This window comes from Streptomyces prunicolor, from assembly GCF_045162825.1.
Classification (GTDB): Bacteria; Actinomycetota; Actinomycetes; order Streptomycetales; family Streptomycetaceae; genus Streptomyces; species Streptomyces prunicolor.
The window spans coordinates 3075397-3095032 of the sequence record NZ_CP108676.1 but is presented as its reverse complement, the minus strand read 5'-3'; the positions used below and the strand labels follow the sequence as shown (position 1 = coordinate 3095032).

The window sequence follows — 19636 nt, the reverse complement described above, 5'->3', positions numbered from 1 at the left end:
GTCAGCCGCCCTGCGCCGAGGTCAGCCCCTCGATCCGCCCCAACACCGACACCTTCCCACCCCGCTTCGGATCCAACGCCACCTGGTTGGACACGAGTTGGAGCGTGAGGGACTGCTCGACCTCGCCAGTCGTCAGCGCCTGTACGTCCTTGTTCTGGGTCGGCACCGACGTGCCCTCCGCCGCGGTCTCCTTCTGGAAGTACCGCGTGGTGAAGAACACCAACGCCCCACCGTCCGCCGTACGCAGCGCCAGCGGCGCGTAGTCGCCGCTCGTCAGCGGCTGGTCGAGGAACTGCACGGCCAGACCGGGCTTGGTGGCCTTCTCCCGGTCCGCACGCCACGCGCTGGTGTGCGTGCCGTCCGCGAAGGCCGTCCCGCCGCTCTTCAGATACGTCGTGTAGCTCTGGCTCAACTCGCCAGGCGCGACGGCCAGTTCGGCCGAGTTCGCCGGTACGGCCTCGGCCCAGCCGTCCTTGTCGGTCTTGAACTTCGGTACGGCGGTGGGCGCGAGCAGCGTCAGATACGCCACCTGCCACGGCTCGGACAGGTCGTTGCGCGTGAAGACCAGCAACCACCGGGCCGCGCCACCCTTGTTGGCGGCGGCGTCGGCGACGAACCAACGCGGCCAGCCGGCCTTCTTCGGGATGGTGAACTTCGCGTCCGTCAGCTCCAGCGGCGAGTAGTTCGCGTTCCCGGACGGCGAGTTGGTGTGCCCCGCCTTCAGCCGCGCCGCGTCGATGTCACCGAGCGCGCCGGTGACATGAGCGGAGTCCAGGGAACTGTCGTACGCCTTGTCGGCGGCGTTGTACGCGGTCGTGAACTGCTGGAGCGCCGTCGCGGCCTCGGCGCGGGTGGTGGCCGGGAGAACCTCCCGCTCGCCGTGGACCACCACACAACCGCTCGCCGTCAGCGACAAAGCGCTCACCGAGGCCGCTATCAGTACGCGCCGGTCAAGCCTGCGGAGCCTTCGAGGGCTGCGATCCCTGCTCATCAGGTGTCTTCACCTTCCCCTTCCCGGAGGCGAACCCTACCGGGGCGAAGAACAGGGCGAGCGTGGGGACCAGGTACAGCAGCCACACCGTGATCTGCAGGACGGTCGGGTCCGGCTGGAAGTTGAAGACGCCCTTGAGGAGGGTGCCGTACCAGCTGTCCGGCGGGATCGTGTCACTGATGTCGAACGCCGGCTTGGTCAGTCCCGGAAGCCAGTCGGCCTCCTGCAAGTCGTGGAAGCCGTACGCCAGTACACCCGCCGCGACCACGACCAGCATCGCGCCGGTCCAGGTGAAGAACTTCGCGAGGTTGATCTTCAACGCCCCGCGATAGAACAGCCAACCCAGCAACACCGCCGTGGCCAGACCCAGTCCTACGCCGACCAGCGGGCGCGGGGTGCCGTCGCTCGCCGCGTGCACCGACGCCCACACGAACAGCGCGGTCTCCAGCCCCTCGCGGCCGACGGCGAGGAACGCGGTGGCGACCAGCGCGCCCGTGCCCATCGCGAGCGCCGCGTCCAACTTGCCGTGCAGTTCGGCCTTCAGATGCCGGGCGGTGCGCCGCATCCAGAACACCATCCACGTCACCAGACCGACCGCGAGGATCGACAGCGAACCGCCGAGCGCCTCCTGCGCCTGGAACGTCATCTCCTGCGAGCCGAATTCGAGCGCGCACCCGAAGCCCATCGCGATGAGGACGGCGACGACGATGCCGATCCAGATCGGCTTCAGCGCGTCGCGCCGGTCCGTCTTGACGAGATAGGCGATCAGGATGCAGACGACGAGACTGGCTTCCAGGCCCTCGCGCAGACCGATCAGATAGTTCGAGAACACGGTCTACGACTCCTTCGCGTCCTTGGAGAACAGCGTGCTGCCCCACCAGTCGTCCTTGTCACGGACGCCCGGCGGGACGGCGAAGACCGCCGAACCCACGTGCTGGATGTACTCGTTGAGCGCGTCGGTCGCCGACAGCTTGCGCTGGAGCGGGATGAATCCCTTGCGTACGTCACGCTGGTAGGCCAGGAAGAACAGGCCCGCGTCGAGCCGGCCGAGGCCGTCGGTGCCGTCGGTGAAGGAGTAGCCCCGGCGCAGGATCGTGACCCCGCTGTTGGAGTCGGGGTGCGCGAGCCGGACGTGCGCGTCGGGCTTCATCGCCTTCAGGAACGGCGGGTCGTGCTCCTTCGCCTTGCCGACCGCCGCGCCCTCGCCCTTGTCCCGCCCGAAGACGTCCTCCTGCTCCTGGAGCGAGGTCCGGTCCCAGGTCTCGATGTTCATCCGGATCCGCCGGGCGACGAGATACGAACCCCCGGTCATCCAGGCCGAGTTCGCGGCGTTGTCGCCCTCACCCACCCACACGAACTTCTTCAGCCGGTCCGTCTCCGTCCCCGCGATGTTGCGGGTGCCGTCCTTGAACCCCATGAGATTGCGCGGGGTTTGAGCCCCCGGGGTCGTGGACGAGGTCTTCCCGAACCCGAGTTGGGACCAGCGGATCGCGACCTTGCCGAACCCGATACGGGCCAGGTTGCGGATCGCGTGCACGGCGACCTGCGGATCGTCCGCACAGGCCTGCACACAAAGGTCCCCGCCCGTACGGGACTTGTCGAAGTTCTCGCCGGGGAACTGCGGCAGATCGACGAGGGCGTCGGGACGACTGCCGCTCAGCCCGAAGTGGTCGAAGAACGACGGCCCGAAGCCGATCGTCAGCGTCAGCCGCGAGGGTTTCAGCCCCAGCGCCTCACCGGTGTCGTCCGGCGGCGCCTCGGCGAGCCCGCCGTAGGCCCCCTCACCGACCGCGTGCCCACCGGTCATCCGCCGCGCGGCGGCCGTCCAGTCCTTCAACATCTGGACGAACTCGGCGCGGTCGTCGGTCTTCACGTCGAACGCGGCGAAGTGCAGCCGGTCCTGCACGGGCGTGGCGATACCGGCCTGGTTGGCGCCGTGGAAGGCGACCGCGGCACCGGTGTCGGCACCGGCCGGATCGACATCGTCGCCGACACGGGTCATCGCCACCGCACCACCGGCCGCGACGGCGCCGAGCGCGAGCCCGGCACCGCCCCAGCCGATCAGCGAACGGCGGGACGGCGAACCGCTCTCCTGGACTTCGCTCTCCTGAACGTCGGTCATCTCAGGCCTACTTCACGACGGCGGCGGCGAGCTTGGACAGCGGCTCCGCAAGCGCGTTGACCCCGTCCGACAGCTCCTTGCGCTGGTCCTTGGTGACCTTGTCGTACGACACGAAGCCGTCGGAGGTCGAGGTCGAGCGGTACTTGTCGAGCAGCGTGTTCAACGCGGCGAACTGCTTGTCGAGTTCGGTGGTGAGGGCCGCGTCGTTCTTCTGCGCGACCGGCTTCAGCAGCTCGTACGCCTTCTGGGCGCCGTCGACGTTGGCCTTGAAGTCGCTCAGGTCGGTGTGCGAGTACCGGTCCTCCTCGCCGGTGATCTTGCCGGTGGCGACCTCGTCGAGGAGTTCCTTGGCGCCGTTGGCCATGGAGGTCGGGGTGATCTCGGCCTTGCCGACCCGCTTCTGCCAGTCCTTCAGATCGGTGACCAACTCGGCGGCGAGGACCTTCTGTTCGGCGCCGATCTTCTTGTCCTGCCACAGCGCCTTCTCCAGCGCGTGCCAGCCGGTCCACTTCTGGCCCTTCTCCAGGCCGTCGGCGCGGGTGTCGGTCTTGGGGTCGATGTCCCCGAACGACTCGGCGATCGGCTCGGTGGCCTCCCAGCCGACGCGGGAGGGGGCGTAGGCGTTCTTGGCGGCGGTGAGGTCGCCCGCCTTGATGGCGTTGGCGAAGGTCTCCACCTTCGGGATCGTCGCGTCGGCCTGCTCCTGCGCGTACTCGCGGTAGGCGGCGACGGCCGCGTCCAGCTTCGGGTCACGCTTGGCGACGCTGCCCCCGGTGACGGTCAACTTCTGCCGCACACCGTGCCCCTTCATCCCCGGGCGGCAGGCGATCTCGTACGACCCCGCCTTCACCTCGGCGGTGAGCGTGTACTTCGTCCCCGGCCCGATGTTCTCCTTCTCGGAGACGATCCGGTCGTCCGGGAAGAGGATCTCGACCTCGGTCGCCTTCGAGCCGGTGTTCTCGATCTTCAGCGTGACCTGTCCGGCCGGGATCGACTTGGTCGAGGTCGTGCACTTGGAGTCGGCCGCGGTCACCTGGATCGCGTCGCCGTCCTTGGCGTCGCTCTTCGCGGTGCACGCCGTGACGGCGGTCAGGGCGGCCGCGGCGGCGACGGCGGTGGCGACGGGAAGTCGGACGGCACGCATGCAGGCTCCAAGCGGGAGTATGTTGGTGAGGCTGCCCTAACTTACCTGAGGCTTACCTCAGTCATACCCGTCCGGGTGGGTATTCACTGCCCACAGAAAAATCACAGACACGGCTTGATCTCGGTGGCGGAAAACGAATGGCAAGGGGAGGTCAAGGGAGGGTCAAGCGGGGCGCTTCGGCGTCACCACGACCGCCCCCGTGCGCGGATGCGGAAACACTTCAACTGGCTGGTCATAGACGTCCGACAGCAACTCCTCGGTGAATACGACCCCGGGCGGGCCGTCGGCGGCGACACGACCGGCGCGCAGAATCGCGACCCGGTGCGCGTAGGCGGCGGCCAGCGCGAGATCGTGCAGCACCACGACCACCGCGTCCCCCGCGTGCGCCCTTTCCCGGCACAGCCGCAGGACCAGTTCCTGGTGCCGCAGATCGAGCGCGGCGGTCGGCTCGTCGAGCAACAGCAGCGGCGCCCGCTGAGCCAGCACCCGCGCGAGCGCGACCCGGGCCCGCTCCCCACCACTGAGCGCCGAGAACGGCCGTAGCGCGAAGTCCGTCACCTCCGCCCGCGCCATCGCCTCCGCGACGGCGATCTCGTCCTCGGCGGGGCTGGTGGCATGCGGCGCCCGCCCCATGCGTACGACGTCCTCGACCGTGAACGGGAAGGAGAGCGCGGCCGATTGGGGAAGTACGGCGCGCCGCAGGGCGAGTTCGGGCGCGGACCACTCGGCGGCGGGCCGACCGTAGATCCGGACAACTCCGGCGGCGGGCGACAGGTCTGCGGCGAGTGCGCCCAACAAGGTTGATTTCCCTGCCCCGTTGGGCCCGACAAGCGCGAGCACCTCACCGGCACGGACGGGCACGGAGACACCGTGGAGGACGGTACGCCCGCCGAGTTGGACGTGAAGGTCCACGGCCTCGGCGAGGACGTCTCCCGGTTCGGCGGGGGCGGGGGGTGTAGGGCGACTGCGGAGGAGTCTCATGCGCGGGCTCCTTGGGCGGGAGGGGCGAGGGGGCTGGGCGCCGTTGCGGCGGAGATGAGTCGCCGGGCAACCTGAGCGCCCCTTTTAAGGGGCGCGGGGAACTGCGCGACCAGCCACCCACGGCCTGCAGCCCCCAACCCGCATCCAGTGGCAGCCTCGGAGGGGAAACGGTGGATGATTCCCGGCAACCTGGAGACCTGGTTCATGCCCAACCTCCTTGCCTGCGCCGCGTCCTACGCAGCAGCCAGAAAAAGAACGGGCTGCCGAGCAGTGCTGTCAGGACGCCGAGCGGGAGTTCCGCCGGAGCCGCGATCGTGCGGGCGGTGAGATCCGCGGCCAGGAGAACCAGCGCACCGAGCAGCGCGCTGGCCGGGATCAGGAAGCGGTGGCCAGGACCCGCCGCCATACGCAGCAGGTGGGGTACGACCAGCCCCACGAAGCTGATGATCCCGGAGACGCTGACCGCCGCCGCCGTGAGCAGGGCGATGACCAGCACCAGGACGATCCGGAGCCGCTCGACGTCAACTCCCAAGTGACGGGCGGGGCGTTCACCGAGGGCGAGGAGGTCCAGTCGCCGTGCGTGGAGCGGCGCGAGGGTGAGGCCGATCACCGCGCACGGAAGGATCGCGAGGACCTTCGGCCAGGTCGCCTGGGAGAGCGAACCGAGCTGCCAGAAGGTGATCTGGTTGACGGCCGCGGTGTCAGCGAAGAACAGGAACAGGCCGATCAGTGCCCCCGCGAACGCGTTCAGCGCGATCCCGGTGAGGATCAGCGTCACGACCTCCGTACGGCCGCCCGAGCGGGACATCGCGTAGACCAGCAGAACCGTGGCGAGCCCGGAGACGAACGCCACCGCCGACACCGTCCACGTACCGAGGAAGTCGAGCCCGAACGCGATCACCGCGACCGCGCCCACCGCCGCCCCCGAGGACACCCCGATGACCCCCGGCTCGGCGAGCGGATTCCCGAACACGCCCTGCATCAACGCCCCCGCGCACCCGAGCGACGCCCCGACGAGCAGCGCGAGCACGATGCGCGGGAACCGCACGTTCCACAGCACCGACTCCGGTACGCGGTCCAACGCCCCGCCACCGAGCCCGAGTCGGTGCTGCACCGAGGCCAACACATCCCCGGTCGGTATCGGATACGCGCCCAGCCCGGCGGCCACCGGCACCAGGACGAGAAGGGCGATCACCAGCCCCACGCTGAGTATCCAGCCTTTACCGCGCCGTCGTCGCGGGGGAGTTGAGGTGACGGTCGCCTCAACCCCCTTGTCCAGTACGGTCATTCGGCCCCGCCTCCGTACAACTGGTCCACCAGCGACTTGAGTACCTGGTCGGTGCGCGGCCCGTAGTTGAGGAGCACCCCGTCCTCGATCGAGACGACCCGCCGGTTCATCCCGGCCGGGGTCTGCGCGACACCGGGGATCTTCACCAGCCCGTCGATCCCGCCGACCGACTCAAGTCCCTTGGTCATGACGAGAATCGCGTCGGGCGCGGCCTGCGCGAGCGCCTCGGTGGTGATGGCGGTGAAGTCCTTCTTCAGGCCGGATTCCGCGCCCGCGTCGACCGCCCCGGCCGCCTCCAGGAGCGAGGTCGCACCCGACCCCTTCCCCCCGATGAGATACACGGACGCGGACCCGCGCAGATACAGGAACGCGACCCGAGGCTTCTCCTTGTGCGTCGGAATCGCCTTGCGCACGGCGGCGATCCGGTCCTCCGAGCGCTTGGTCAGTTCCTTGCCGGCACCCGATACACCGAGCGCGTCGGCCACCGCCTGGATGCGCGGACCGACATCGGCGAGACCCTTCGCCGGGTCGACGACGAGGACCGGGATGCCGGCGGCGCGGATCTGCCCCATGGCCTCGGACGGTCCGGTGGTCGTCTCGGCGAGCACGAGGTCGGGCTTGAGGGAGAGCACGCTCTCCGCCGAGACGTCGTGGTTGCGGGTCACCAGCGGGAGTTTCGCGGCCTGTTGGAAGGTGGCGGTGATGTCCCGGGCCACGACCCGGTCGCCGAGCCCGAGCGTGAACACGATCTCGCTGAGGCTGCCGGAGAGCGGCACGATGCGCCGCGCGTTCCTGACGGTGACCTTCTTGCCGTCGGCGGAGCTTACGGTGACCGGGAGTTGGGGGTCCGGGGTGTCGGTGAGCGGCTCCACGCGGTTGGCCGGTGCGGCGGCCTTCGCGGACGCGGTGGCCGAAGACGTGGCCGCGCCCCCGCATCCGGTGAGCGTGAGCGCGAGCACGGACAACAGTGCTCCCGCCAGTCGTGTGCGCAAGCGTGGCACGGTCCCGTCCGTCTCTCTCGGCATCTCTCGATATCTCTCGGGCACTGTCGTTTCAGGCGAGGGAAGCTTAGGTTAGCCTTACCTTTGTTCGCTACCGGCAGTCGTCAACCGGAGGACCCACTCATGCCCGCGCGCCCAAAAGCCCTGGTCACCGTGGTGTGCACGGCCGTCCTGGCCGTCCTCGGTGCCCTGCTCCCGGCGGCCCTCGCCCACGCGGAGAGCCGTACCGTGCAGGGCGGCCGGCTCGACTGGGGCATCAAGTCCTCGTTCCAGAGCTATGTCACCGGGCCCATCGCGAACGGGAGTTACTCCCTCACGGGCGGCGCGGCGACCGTGGGCAGCAGCCAGTTCCGCTTCCCCTCGGCGACGGGTTCGTACGACGGCTCGACCGGCGCGTTCCGCTCGTCCTTCGCGGGCGGGGTGCACTTCGTCGGCCACAAGAAGACCGACGGCAGCTACGAACTCGACCTCACCCTGAGCCGCCCCACGGTCCGTGTCTCGGGCTCGACCGGCACGCTCTACCTGGACGTCACCAGCAAGGCGAAGGGCACCGGGACGGTCACGACGTCCTCTCAAGTGCCCTTCGCCGCCCTCTCGTTGGGCGGCATCGACATGAAGGGCGGCGGCACGGCGGTCGTCCTCAACAACCTGCCCGCCACGCTCACCGCACAGGGCGCGAAGTCCTTCGCCGGGTACTACACCGCCGGCACGGTCCTCGACCCGGTGAGCCTCTCGGCGGACGTGAAGGCGGCGGCCACCAAGACCGCGACCCCCACCCCGACAGCCACCAAGTCCGCCGCGAAGAAGGAGAGTTCGAGCGGCGCGATCGAGGACGGCGCCGTCGACTGGGGTGTGCGCCGCACCTTCCGGGAGTACGTCACCGGGGACATCGCGAAGGGCAAGTGGACCTTGTCGGCGGGAGCCGAGGACGGCGGCGCGCTCTTCCGTTTCCCGGGCGGTGAAGGGACGTACAAGAACGGGGAGTTGACGGCCTCGTTCAAGGGCGCGGTGCGCTTCACCGGCGCCGAGGGCCTCGATCTGAAGCTCAGCGGTGTCCGGGCAACGGTCGAGGACGGCAAGGGCACGCTCTACGCCGATGTCACCGGCACCGATGGTGCGGGCGCCGACTTCACCGGCAAGAAGGTCCCGCTGGTGACCTTCACCGCCAAGAACCTCAAGGCGGTCAAGGGCCTGGCGAAGATCACCGAGGCGCCCGCGAAACTCACCGCACAGGGTGTGAGGGCCTTCGGCGGGATGTACCCGGCGGGCACCGCCATGGACCCGGTGTCCTTGGCCGTAGCCCTCACCGACGACGCGAAGCTGCCCGCGCTCCCCGACCTCGGCACCACACCCACGGCGAGCGAGACCCCGGAGGAACAGTCGGCCGACCCCTCGGTGTCCGCCGAACCGGTCGCCGACAACTCCGGCTCCGGCAACGGCACTTCGGCCGCCCTGCCGATCGGCCTCGCGTCCGGCGCCCTGCTGATCGTCGTAGCCGCGGTGTCCGTGCTGCTCGTCCGCAGGCGCCGTAACAGTCCGGCCACCGAGACCACCGGTCCGGAAGCGGACTGACTCCCTTCCCCGGTCCCCACGTCGGCGGACCATCCACCCACCTCAAGGAGAACCACGGCCATGCCCGTCAGACGCCCTCGACTTTCCTTCGCCCTCGCCGCGGCCGTCGCGACCGCCGCCGCGTTCGGTGCCACGGCGCTCGCCACGACCACCGCGTCGGCGGCCGAAGTCCCGCTCAGCGGCTACGAGTTGACCTGGGGCATCAAGCAGTCGTACCGCATGTACGTGAGCACCTACGCGCAGGGTTCCTTCACCGCCACCGACGGCGCCTCGCAGGCCGCGAACAACGGCGCCTTCACCTTCACCGCCGGCGCGGGCACCTACGACACGACCAGCCACGCCGTGCACCTCACGTTCAAGGGCACCATCACCGCCAAGTCGACGCTGCACGGCTTCGTGCGCGAGATGTCCGACTTCCAGTACGACAGCGCGGCGGGCACCCTCACCGCCGACCTCGTCGCGGACGGCGGGACCAAGCAGCAGGACGTGACGCTCGCGACGGTCGCCGCACCGACCAGCCAGGACCTGAAGGACCTGGCCACCACCCTCACCGCGGCCGCGGGCACGTTCCTCGGCAGCGACACCTACGCGAACGCGGCCGGCGACCCGCTGTCGGCGGTCAAGCCGGTGTCGACGACGTCCCCGACCCCGAGCACGCCCATATCGCCGACGCCGTCGCAGCCGACGTCCCCGCCCGCCACGACCACCCCGCCGGCCACGACCACCCCGACCACCACGCCCCCCGGCAGCGCGAGCCCCTCGGACACCGCCTCCGAACCGGCCGCCACCCAGGGCGAGATCGCGGACGGCAATCTCGACTGGGGCGTCAAGGAGTCCTTCCGCTCCTACGTCGTGGGCAGCGTCGCCAACGGCAAGATCACCACGTCGGAAGGCGCGGCCCAGGCGACGGGCAACGGCGTCTTCACCTTCACCGGCGCGACCGGCAGCTACGACACCGACGCGGACACCCTCTCCGCCGCCTTCGAGGGCGCGGTGAACTTCAAGGGCCATGAGGACAACGGCACTTACGGCCTCGACCTCACCTTCACCGACCTGAAGGCGACCCTCGACAAGGGCACCGGCAAACTGACGGCGGACGTGACGAGCCTGGGCGAGAAGTCCGACGACGTGGTCTTGGCCGACCTGAAGGCCGGTTCGACCGACCTCACCGCGAAGAACGACGTCATCACCCTCGACGACGTCACCACCACTCTCACGGCAGCCGGCGCGAAGGCCTTCGGCGGCTTCTATCAGACGGGCGCCGAACTCGACCCGCTCGACCTGTCGGTGGCTCTCACGGCGGACGCGACCCTCCCCACGGACGGCTCGTCCTCGACGACCGGCACGGGTTCTTCCGGAAGCTCCGGCAGCACCGACAACTCCGGTACGACGGGCTCGACTTCGGGCGGCGGCGTCACCGGCTCCACGACAGGCAGCGTGAACGGCTCCCTCGCCTCGACTGGTTCCGAGATCCCGGCGGCGGCCCTGGGCACGGCGTCCGCGGTGGCTGTGGCGGCGGGCGCGGGCGTGGTGTTCGCGATGCGCAGGCGGCGTACGGAGGCGTAAGACTGTGCCCCATGGAGACCAGGGGGCACAGAGAACCACTGCCGGAGGGCGGACTGGTGCTGGCCGTGACAGGCCGGCCCGGTCCGCCTCCGTTGCGCTTCGAGACGGCGGACGGTGGCCGGATGCTGCTCCGGCAGGGCGAGCGGCCCCTGCTGTTGGGCCGGGAGGAAGAGGGCGGCTGTTCGCACGAGGGCCTCTTCGTGCACAGGCTCGACGGCTTCCGCTCACCGCTGCCCCGGATCCGGTCGGACCGGATGAGAAGTCCCGGCAACTGGGTCCACCAGTACGCGAGTTGGCTGGAGGAGGCGAAGGAGGGCCCACTGCACGACGCACGCTGGCACTTCCGCGAGCGGCACAAGTTCCCGGCGTACGTGTGGTGGGGCGACTTCATGCGCGACTGGCCCGCCTGCCACCTCGACTGGTGCGCGGGCGGCTGGGAGGGCGTCGTACCGCTGCGTCCGCTCTCGCCGACGGACGCGCCACGGGTGAAGGCATACCGCAAGCACGCACGGGAGGACACACTCGCCCCCGTCCTCCTGTGGCGGGTCACACCGCTCGACGGCTGGGTGATCCTCGACGGCCACGACCGGGCCGTGGCGGCGCTCGCGGAGGGCCGTACCCCGCCGTGCGTCGTCCTGTACCGCGTACCGGACGACGAGACATGGCAGCGGACGGCCGACGAGTTGACCGAGGACCACGAACAGCGCACGGAACTGTTGCTCGCGGGCTGTGCCACCAGCACCGACACCCCCACTGACACCGACACCGAGCGCAGACGGGCCGTCCTGGAAACGGCGTACGAGAACACGCTGGCCTCGCTGCCCTACGACGACGCCCCCACCCCCACCTGGCCCCTCCCCGGCGGAGCCCCGGCCTGGGATGACCTCGCGGCCCGGGCGATGTTTGAATGCCCCCGTGACTGACTACGACGTGCTGCGTGTCTTCTGCGGCCCCAGCGGCGGATACGGCAACGAACTCGGCGTCGTCCGCGAGGGTTCCGTGATGCCGGACCCGGACGAGCGGCAGGTGTTCGCCGGGAAACTCGGCTTCAGCGAGACGGTGTTCGTCGACGACCCCGAGCGCGGAATCATCGACATCTACACCCCGACCACCCGCCTGCCCTTCGCCGGCCACCCCTGCGTAGGCACGGCCTGGCTCCTGGACATACCCGAACTGGTCATCCCCGCAGGCATCGTGGGCGCCCGCCTCGACGGCGAGTTCAGCTGGATCGAGGCCCTCCCGGAGTGGGCCCCGCCCCGCACCCTCCGCCAGTACGCCACCGCCCCCGAGGTCGACGCCCTCCCCGTCCCCCCACCCGGCGAGTGGATCTACGCCTGGGCCTGGGAGGACGAGGCAGCGGGCCGCGTCCGCGCCCGAGCGTTCCCCGGCCGCGACGACGGCATCCACGAGGACGAGGCAACGGGCGCGGCGGCGCTGCTGCTGACCGACCAGTTGGGCCGCGCTCTCAACATCACGCAGGGCGCGGGGTCTCAGATCCTTACGGCGCCGCAGCCGGGGGGTTGGGTGGAGGTCGGGGGACGGGTGTTCCTGGAACGCTAGCGGCGTCAGGCGCTGAGGGGAAATTCGTCACCCAAGTCCCGGAACACCCCGGTGTTCAGGGCGAACGCCCGCTTGCACTCCGCCACGATCCGCTGCTTCTCCAGATCGTCGACCTGGATGCCGTCCAGCAGTTCGCGGTAACCCCGCTTGAACGCGGCGGGGTTACCGATCCCCTCGAACACATAGAACCGCACCCCGTCACCCTTCCGCGAGAACCCCCACGTCCGCTCCGCCTTGTCCCGGATGATCTGCCCGCCGGAGAGATCCCCGAGGTACCGCGTGTAGTGATGGGCGATGTACCCGGCAGGCCACAACTCGGCGCACTCCCGCACCCGTTCGGCATACGCCCGCGTCGCGGGAAGCGCGGTCAACCCCGCCCGCCAGTCCGCGCCCCGCAGATGCTCAAGGTCCCGCTCCAGCGCGGGCAGCCGGAACAACTCGGCCTGGATGAACGCCCCGGCCACCGGATCGGACGCCAGCCGCTCGGCCACGGTCTCCAACGCCTCGTAGACGAACCACAGTTGCTCGGTGTACCGGGCGTACGCGTCCACGCCCAGCCGGCCGCCGAGCAGGTCGCTCATGAAGGTGGAGGTCTCGGCCTCCACGTGCTGTTCGTGGGACGCGGTGCGGATGACTGTCGAGAAGGAGTCCATGGGGCCTATCCTCTAAGGTAAGGCTTACCTAAGTCAACAGGTTTGCCGACACCCTGTCGGTAAAAGCGTACAAGAAAAACGGCCCGCTCCACGAGAGAGCGAGCCGCCGTGATCCTTACGAGATCGTGGCGATCCTCATGAGATCGCCGTGATCCCTACGGGAGGGTGAGAACCTCCGCCCCCGTCTCCGTCACCACCAACGTGTGCTCGAACTGCGCCGTCCGCTTCCGGTCCTTCGTGACGACCGTCCACCCGTCGTCCCACATGTCGTACTCGTACGTCCCCAGCGTCAGCATCGGCTCGATCGTGAACGTCATCCCGGGCTGGATCACCGTCGTGGCGTGCGGGCTGTCGTAGTGCGGGACGATCAGGCCGGAGTGGAAGGAGGAGTTGATGCCGTGGCCGGTGAAGTCCCGGACCACGCCGTACCCGAAGCGCTTGGCGTACGACTCGATGACCCGGCCGATGATGTTGATCTGACGGCCGGGACGGACCGCCTTGATCGCGCGGTCCAGGGACTCGCGGGTGCGCTCGACCAGCAGCCGTGACTCCTCGTCGACGTCCCCGACCAGGTAGGTCGCGTTGTTGTCGCCGTGCACCCCGCCGATGTACGCCGTCACGTCGAGGTTGATGATGTCGCCGTCGCGCAGCACCGTGGAGTCCGGGATGCCGTGGCAGATCACCTCGTTGAGCGAGGTGCACAGGGACTTGGGGAAGCCGCGGTAACCGAGCGTCGACGGGTAGGCGCCGTGGTCGCACATGTACTCGTGCGCCACCTTGTCGATCTCGTCCGTGGTCACCCCCGGCGAGATGATCTTCGCGGCCTCCGCCATCGCCCGCGCGGCGATCCGCCCGGCGATCCGCATCGCCTCGATCGTCTCGGGGGTCTGCACCTCCGGCCCGGTGTACGGGGTCGGCGCGGGCTTGCCGACGTACTCGGGGCGACGGATGTTTCCGGGCACGGAACGGATGGGAGAGAGCTCCCCTGGTACGAGCAGCGACTGGCCAGACATGCCAGCGAGTCTAACCAGCGGACATGGGGGAACATGGCCGTAGGGAAAGGAGCCGTTGATGGCCCTGTTCAAGAAGCGCACGGTCGGGAAGCCCGGCGAGTGGTACTACTGCCTCGAACACAAGAAGGTCGAGGAGGGGCCGGAGTGCCCCGCCAAGGACCGGTTCGGGCCGTACGCCACCCGCGCGGAGGCCGAACACGCGATGGAGACGGCCCGCGAGCGCAACCTGGAGTGGGAGACCGACCCCAAGTGGCACGACGCGGCCAAGGGCGCGGACGACGACTGACCGGGCGGCGCTACGAAGTTCACCGGCGGCGACCGCTCAGGCGTCGGCCGGAGCTGCGGGGGCCGTGGGTGCCTTAGGAGTCGCCGCAGCCCTCTGCTCCTTCAGCCGTAGCGCGTGCTCGTCCGTCCGCGCGTCGTAGGACATCAGCCTCGGCAGTCCTACGGCCAGCAGCCCCACCGCGCCCACGCACATCAGCCCGCCCGCCCACACCGACGTCCGCACCCCGGCCAGCGCGGCCATGCCGCCCGACCGGACCTGGCCCAGCTGCGGCCCCACCGAGTACGACAGCAGCTCGATCCCGGCGAGGCGGCCGCGCAGCTCGTCCGGGATCGTCTGGTTCCACATCACCCCGCGGAAGATCCCGCTGACCATGTCGCAGCCGCCCGCGACGGTGAGGAACAGCAGCACCAGCCATACGTTGCCGACCGCGCCCGCGCAGGCGATCGCCGCGCCCCACAGCGCCGCCGCCAGCACCACCATTCGCCCGTGCCGCCGGATCCGCGAGGTCCAGCCACTGGTCACACTCACCAGCAGGGCACCGGCCGGGACGGTCGAGTACATCAGCCCCAGTGCCCACGGGGCGTGCAGATCATCGGCGAGGAACGGCAGCACGGCCAGCGGCATCGCGAGGAACATCGCCGCGAGGTCGATGGCGTACGTACCGAGGAGTTCCTTACGGCTCCACGCGTACCGGGCGCCCTCGGCGATCGCCTTCAACGACGGCTTCTGCGCCTCGTGGGCGCCCGGGGAGGCGGCGATACGGAAGATCAGGACGACGGAGATCGCAAACGTCACCGTGTCCGCCGCGAACGCGTAGGGCAGCCCCGCGAACGCCACGACCACCCCCGCCAGTGCCGGCCCGGTGACCCCGCCGACCGTCCAGCGCAGGGAGTTGAGCGCCGACGCGGCCGTCATGTGCTCGTGGGCCACGATCCGCGGCCACAGCGAGTCCAGCGCGGGCCGTTGGATCGCGCCGAGGGTGGAGGTCAGGGCGGCGATCACATAGAGCGGCCATACGGCGGGCCGCGGCAGCAGCGAGTTGAAGAGCAGCGCCCCGCACAGCACCCCCAGTCCGACCTCGGTCCACACGATCAACTTCCGCTTGTCCCACGCGTCTGCGAGGGCACCTCCGTAGAGCCCGAACACGATCAGCGGCACCAGCTCCACGGCCCCGACCGCGCCCACCGCCGCCGCGGAGCCGGTGAGTTCCTTGATCTGCACCGGAAGCGCGACGAACGTCAGGAAATTGCCGAAGTTCGAGATCAGCCCCGCGATCCAGAGCCTGCGGAAGTCGACGGAGGCATGCCAGGGGGCGAGGTCGGGGAGGAGGGCGCGGAGGCGGGTGGGGGGTTCGGTGGGGGGATCGGCGCTGTCGGTCACGAGGGGCAATGGTCGGGGTGGGGGGTGGGGGTGGCAAGCGGATTTCCCGTGGGGGCTGCGGGCGGGGTGACTGGATTTCGTCGGGGTGTTGGTGGGTGGGCAACTGGCAGGCGGGCAGTGGCCGACGGGCGGGCGGGTGAGTAACTGGCGGACGGCGGGCGTTCGGTGGCCGGGTGGGTAGGTGGCGGCCGATGGCCGGGCGGCGTGGGGGAGTTGGTGGTTGCAATCCGCCACGGTCACCTGGAGGCGACGGTCTGGAACGGCTTCTCGTCCACCTCTCAACTGACCGAGACGGGTGGGTGGGTGGGCAAGCGGTGGCGGTCACGACTCGCCGCGGTCACTTGGAGGCGACGGGATGGCACCGCCCTCCTCGGCCACTTCTTGGCCAACCGAGACGGGTGGGTGGGTGGGAAAACTACCAACGGGCAGGCGGCGGTGCCGTCAACTGTTCCGTCAGCCTCGACAACCGGTCACGGAAACGCCGTCGCCCCCGCGCCGCCGGCAACACATTCTCCCCGGCCGCCGCGCTCACCAGGTGCTGCACGGTGTCCAGGTCCAGGTCAGTCCCCTCCGGTACGGCGAGCGACTCGTGGGCCAGGGACGCCAGTTCACGGTTCTCGGAGCCGAGGGAGAGGACGGTCGCCCCGGCCCGTCGCGCGTCGGAAACCCGCTCCAGGAGGGGGTCGCCAGGGCCCTCCGGCGACACCACCAGCAACGTCTCGCCACGCCGGGCCGCCTCGATCCGCCCCAGCCCCACCGCCAGATGCGCCGGATCCGAGGGACGCGCGTCATGCCGTACAAGAGTCGGAGCCAGCTCCGGCGTACCGGACCACGCCGCCTCGTCGACCAGATGCGCCGCGAGATGCCACGGCTCGTACGCGGGCGTGCCCACCAGCAGCAGCCCGCCCCCGTGCGCCACCACCGACCCGCGCAACACCCCCGCGAACCGACGCGTGGCCCCCAACCACTCGGTCCCGGCGAGCACTTCACGCAACAGCGCGACCCGTACGGCGTCCATGGCCGAGCATCCTGCCCCAACCGGCCACTCGTGACGTGGAGTTCACCACGAATTCGCCCAACTTGGGGATGGTGCGGGCTCATCAGGCTCATCGGTCCCGCACGCCGCACAAGGAGTCACCTCATGACAGAAACCACAGAAGTAACCGCCCCCTTCGTCGCCGGCCAAGGCGGCTACGCCAGCTACCGCATCCCCGCGGTCGTGGTGACCGCCGCCGGCACCCTCCTCGCGTTCTGCGAGGGCCGCGTCGACTCCGCGAGCGACCACGGCCACATCGCCATCGTCCTACGCCGCTCCACGGACGGCGGTCGCACCTGGGGCCCGCAGACCGTCGCCGCCGACAACGGCACCGACCTCGCGGGCAACCCCGCCCCCGTCGTCCTCGACACCGGCCGCGTCCTGCTCGTCCACGTCCGCTCGGCCGCGACCGCCACCGAGGACGCCATCCTGCGCGGCAAGGTGAAGCCGGCCGACGGGCGTCGGGTGTGGGTGCGGTACAGCGACGACGACGGTGTCACCTGGTCGAGCCCGAAGGAGATCACCGAGCAGGTGAAGAAGCCCGAGTGGCGCTGGTACGCCACCACACCCGGGCACGCGATCCAGCTGAGCACCGGCCGTGTCGTCGTCCCCGGCAACCACACGACCCCGCCGACCGGCACCGACGTAGGAAACGAGGCGAAGTACAACAGCGGGCACTGTCTGCTCAGCGACGACAAGGGTGAGACCTGGTCCCTCGGATACATCGACGAGAACCCGGACGGCTACATCAACTGCAACGAGACCACCGCCGCCGAACTCCCGGACGGACGCGTCTACTTCAACACCCGCAACGACTCGACGTCCCCCGGCAACCGCGCCGACGCCTACTCGCGGGACGGCGGGCAGACCCTCGTCAAAGCCTTCCGCCCGCAGGCCGGCCTCACCGCTCCGATCTGCGAGGGCAGCGTCCTCCAACTCCGCGACCCCGACCTGCTGTTGTACTCCGGCCCCGGCGACCCGGCCGCCCGCGCCCTGATGACCCTGCGCGCCTCCACCGACGCCGGCACCACCTGGCGCCCGGCGTACACGGTCGACGGTCTGCCCGCCGCCTACTCCGACCTCGTACGGATCGACGACGACACGGTCGGACTCCTTTACGAGACAGGGGACTTCGGGGCGTACGAGACGATCACGTTCAGGAGGGTCCCCGTGACGGACCTCACCTGAGCCGATCCGGGTGCCGAGCCGGACGTAAAGTCGGCCCATGACCTCTACTGACAGTGCTGCACAGACCCCCGCGAAGGCCCCCGCCAAGGACCCGTGGGACCTCCCCGACGTCTCCGGACTGGTCGTCGGCGTGCTCGGCGGGACCGGGCCGCAGGGCAAGGGCCTCGCCTACCGGCTCGCCAAGGCCGGCCAGAAGGTGATCATCGGTTCCCGCGCCGCCGACCGCGCGCAGGCCGCCGCCGAGGAACTCGGCCACGGGGTCGAGGGCGCCGACAACGCGGAGACCGCGCGCCGCAGCGACGTCGTGATCGTCGCCGTGCCCTGGGACGGCCACGGCAAGACCCTGGAGTCGTTGCGCGAGGAACTGGCCGGCAAGCTCGTGGTCGACTGCGTCAACCCGCTGGGCTTCGACAAGAAGGGCGCCTACGCGCTGAAGCCGGAGGAGGGCAGCGCCGCCGAACAGGCCGCCGCCCTGCTGCCCGACTCACGCGTCGCCGCCGCCTTCCACCACCTGTCGGCCGTGCTGCTCATGGACACGGAGATCGCCGAGATCGACACCGACGTGATGGTGCTGGGCGAGGAGCGCGCCGACGTCGAGATCGTGCAGGCGCTGGCCGGCCGTATCCCCGGCATGCGCGGTGTCTTCGCCGGCCGGCTGCGCAACGCGCACCAGGTGGAGTCCCTGGTCGCGAACCTGATCTCCGTCAACCGCCGTTACAAGGCACACGCGGGGCTGCGCGTCACCGACGTGTGAGCCGGGGAAGTCGATGGGGGACACTGGTCGACGCAGACAAGCGCAGTGTCCCCCCGACAGGAGCCGACCCCATGCCCCGCCTCTCCCTCCTCGCCGCCATCGCGTGCGTGCTGGCCACGGCCGCAGCGGTCCTCTCGTTCCTCCAGGGCAACTGGATCGGGATCGTGTGGGTGATGGTCGTGGGCCTGTCGTCCAACATGAGCTGGTACTACCTGCGTCGGGAGCGCGCGGAGCGCAAGTCCGTCACTGGCTGATCGAGCAGTACTCGTTGGTGCCCTGCCAGAACCGGTACAGGTTCTGACCGCAGTAGGTTTCCAGGTCGCTGATGCCGAGGCCCCGCAGGATCGCGTCGATCACATCGAAGAAGTACGTGTTGATCGACGGCACCCACAGCAGCGCGAACACGAACAGCAGGCCGAACGGCGCGAACGGCTCCACCTGGCGCTTGATGTTGTACGACAGCCAGGGCTCGATCACGCCGTAGCCGTCGAGGCCCGGCACCGGCAGGAAGTTCAGCAGCGCGGCCGTGACCTGGAGCAGCGCGAGGAACGCCAGCGCGAACCGGAAGTCCCGCGGCACCCCGTCCAGCGAGTGCAGCCAGAACGGCGCGGTGCAGACGGCCGCGAACAGCACGTTCGTCAGCGGACCGGCCGCCGAGATCAGGCTGTGCTTCCAGCGGCCCTGGATCCGGTTGCGCTCGATGAACACCGCGCCGCCGGGGAGGCCGATGCCGCCCATGATGACGAAGATCACCGGGAGCACGATGCTGAGCAGCGCGTGCGTGTACTTCAGCGGGTTGAGGGTGAGATAGCCCTTCGAGCCGACCGAGATGTCACCGCTGTGCAGGGCGGTGCGCGCGTGCGCGTACTCGTGCAGGCACAGGGAGACGATCCAGGCCGCCGTCACGAACAGGAACACGGCGATGCCCGGCTTCTCGGCGAACCCGGTCCAGGTGGCCCAGCCGGTCACCGCCGTGACAGCCAGGATCCCGAGGAAGACGGGACTGATCCGCCGGTCACTGGGGCGGGTGGTGGTGGCGGTCATGGGGGCGGGCTCCCTGTTGGGTCGGTGGACGCGAAGCCCGACGGTACCGGGCACTAG

General features: G+C 69.8%; 20 protein-coding genes. 8 read left to right on the top strand and 12 right to left on the bottom strand.

The window, feature by feature from the left end:
- Position 1: 1 nt before the first annotated feature.
- The 7 genes from OG588_RS13990 to OG588_RS13960 form a co-directional block, all read right to left on the bottom strand.
- Positions 2–991 (bottom strand): hypothetical protein, encoded by a 990-nt coding sequence (locus tag OG588_RS13990; protein WP_405947556.1) that lies wholly within the window; start codon positions 989–991, stop codon positions 2–4.
- Positions 951–1823 (bottom strand): iron uptake transporter permease EfeU, encoded by an 873-nt coding sequence (gene efeU, locus OG588_RS13985; protein ID WP_405947555.1) that lies wholly within the window; start codon positions 1821–1823, stop codon positions 951–953. Before efeU ends, OG588_RS13990 begins: the two co-directional genes overlap by 41 nt.
- Before the next feature lie 3 nt (positions 1824–1826).
- Positions 1827–3113 carry an iron uptake transporter deferrochelatase/peroxidase subunit gene (gene efeB / locus OG588_RS13980; protein WP_405947554.1) on the bottom strand — a complete coding sequence of 429 codons (1287 nt, stop codon included), beginning with the start codon at positions 3111–3113 and terminating at the stop codon, positions 1827–1829.
- 7 nt (positions 3114–3120) lie between these two features.
- On the bottom strand, positions 3121–4257 hold the full coding sequence (gene efeO, locus OG588_RS13975) for an iron uptake system protein EfeO (RefSeq protein ID WP_405947553.1): 1137 nt from the start codon (positions 4255–4257) through the stop codon (positions 3121–3123).
- 162 nt (positions 4258–4419) lie between these two features.
- Positions 4420–5238: a heme ABC transporter ATP-binding protein gene (locus OG588_RS13970; RefSeq protein ID WP_405947552.1), complete on the bottom strand. Its 819-nt coding sequence runs from the start codon at positions 5236–5238 to the stop codon at positions 4420–4422.
- A 202-nt stretch (positions 5239–5440) separates the two neighbouring features.
- Positions 5441–6526: a FecCD family ABC transporter permease gene (locus OG588_RS13965; RefSeq protein ID WP_405947551.1), complete on the bottom strand. Its 1086-nt coding sequence runs from the start codon at positions 6524–6526 to the stop codon at positions 5441–5443.
- Positions 6523–7551, bottom strand: coding sequence for a hemin ABC transporter substrate-binding protein (locus OG588_RS13960; RefSeq protein WP_405947550.1), 1029 nt, complete (start codon positions 7549–7551; stop codon positions 6523–6525). Before OG588_RS13960 ends, OG588_RS13965 begins: the two co-directional genes overlap by 4 nt.
- Positions 7552–7650: 99 nt before the next feature.
- Between OG588_RS13960 and OG588_RS13955 the strand changes: the two genes are divergently transcribed.
- Genes OG588_RS13955 through OG588_RS13940 form a run of 4 tightly spaced genes read left to right on the top strand, consistent with a single transcriptional unit; the run spans position 7651 to position 12225 of the window.
- The gene (locus tag OG588_RS13955; RefSeq protein ID WP_405947549.1) at positions 7651–9099 is read left to right on the top strand and encodes an HtaA domain-containing protein; all 1449 of its coding nucleotides are present in this window, start codon (positions 7651–7653) and stop codon (positions 9097–9099) included.
- Between the two features lie 60 nt (positions 9100–9159).
- Positions 9160–10665 (top strand): HtaA domain-containing protein, encoded by a 1506-nt coding sequence (locus OG588_RS13950; protein WP_405947548.1) that lies wholly within the window; start codon positions 9160–9162, stop codon positions 10663–10665.
- Positions 10666–10676: 11 nt separating this feature from the next.
- A complete protein-coding gene (locus OG588_RS13945; RefSeq protein ID WP_405947547.1) occupies positions 10677–11588 on the top strand; it encodes a hypothetical protein in 912 nt (303 codons plus the stop codon).
- Complete coding sequence (locus OG588_RS13940; RefSeq protein ID WP_405947546.1) at positions 11581–12225, top strand: PhzF family phenazine biosynthesis protein; 645 nt, start codon at positions 11581–11583, stop codon at positions 12223–12225. Before OG588_RS13945 ends, OG588_RS13940 begins: the two co-directional genes overlap by 8 nt.
- Positions 12226–12230: 5 nt before the next feature.
- Here the strand turns inward: OG588_RS13940 and OG588_RS13935 are convergent, their stop codons facing one another.
- Positions 12231–12878: a heme oxygenase (biliverdin-producing) gene (locus OG588_RS13935; protein WP_405947545.1), complete on the bottom strand. Its 648-nt coding sequence runs from the start codon at positions 12876–12878 to the stop codon at positions 12231–12233.
- 155 nt (positions 12879–13033) lie between these two features.
- Complete coding sequence (gene map / locus OG588_RS13930; RefSeq protein WP_043686979.1) at positions 13034–13891, bottom strand: type I methionyl aminopeptidase; 858 nt, start codon at positions 13889–13891, stop codon at positions 13034–13036.
- Between the two features lie 58 nt (positions 13892–13949).
- Between map and OG588_RS13925 the strand changes: the two genes are divergently transcribed.
- On the top strand, positions 13950–14177 hold the full coding sequence (locus OG588_RS13925; protein WP_405947544.1) for a hypothetical protein: 228 nt from the start codon (positions 13950–13952) through the stop codon (positions 14175–14177).
- A 36-nt stretch (positions 14178–14213) separates the two neighbouring features.
- Here the strand turns inward: OG588_RS13925 and OG588_RS13920 are convergent, their stop codons facing one another.
- Positions 14214–15557 (bottom strand): MFS transporter, encoded by a 1344-nt coding sequence (locus OG588_RS13920; RefSeq protein ID WP_405947543.1) that lies wholly within the window; start codon positions 15555–15557, stop codon positions 14214–14216.
- A 415-nt stretch (positions 15558–15972) separates the two neighbouring features.
- A complete protein-coding gene (locus tag OG588_RS13915) occupies positions 15973–16575 on the bottom strand; it encodes a hypothetical protein (RefSeq protein WP_405947542.1) in 603 nt (200 codons plus the stop codon).
- A 123-nt stretch (positions 16576–16698) separates the two neighbouring features.
- On the opposite strand from OG588_RS13915, the gene OG588_RS13910 reads away from it, so the two are divergent.
- From OG588_RS13910 to OG588_RS13900, 3 genes are all read left to right on the top strand, one after another.
- The gene (locus OG588_RS13910) at positions 16699–17781 is read left to right on the top strand and encodes an exo-alpha-sialidase (protein WP_405947541.1); all 1083 of its coding nucleotides are present in this window, start codon (positions 16699–16701) and stop codon (positions 17779–17781) included.
- 37 nt (positions 17782–17818) lie between these two features.
- A complete protein-coding gene (npdG, locus tag OG588_RS13905; protein ID WP_266878435.1) occupies positions 17819–18535 on the top strand; it encodes an NADPH-dependent F420 reductase in 717 nt (238 codons plus the stop codon).
- A gap of 71 nt (positions 18536–18606) precedes the next feature.
- Complete coding sequence (locus tag OG588_RS13900) at positions 18607–18789, top strand: hypothetical protein (RefSeq protein ID WP_019064800.1); 183 nt, start codon at positions 18607–18609, stop codon at positions 18787–18789.
- On the opposite strand, the gene OG588_RS13895 is transcribed toward OG588_RS13900, so the two are convergent.
- On the bottom strand, positions 18779–19579 hold the full coding sequence (locus OG588_RS13895; protein WP_393042510.1) for a site-2 protease family protein: 801 nt from the start codon (positions 19577–19579) through the stop codon (positions 18779–18781). The genes OG588_RS13900 and OG588_RS13895 overlap by 11 nt on opposite strands.
- Between the last annotated feature and the right edge of the window lie 57 nt (positions 19580–19636).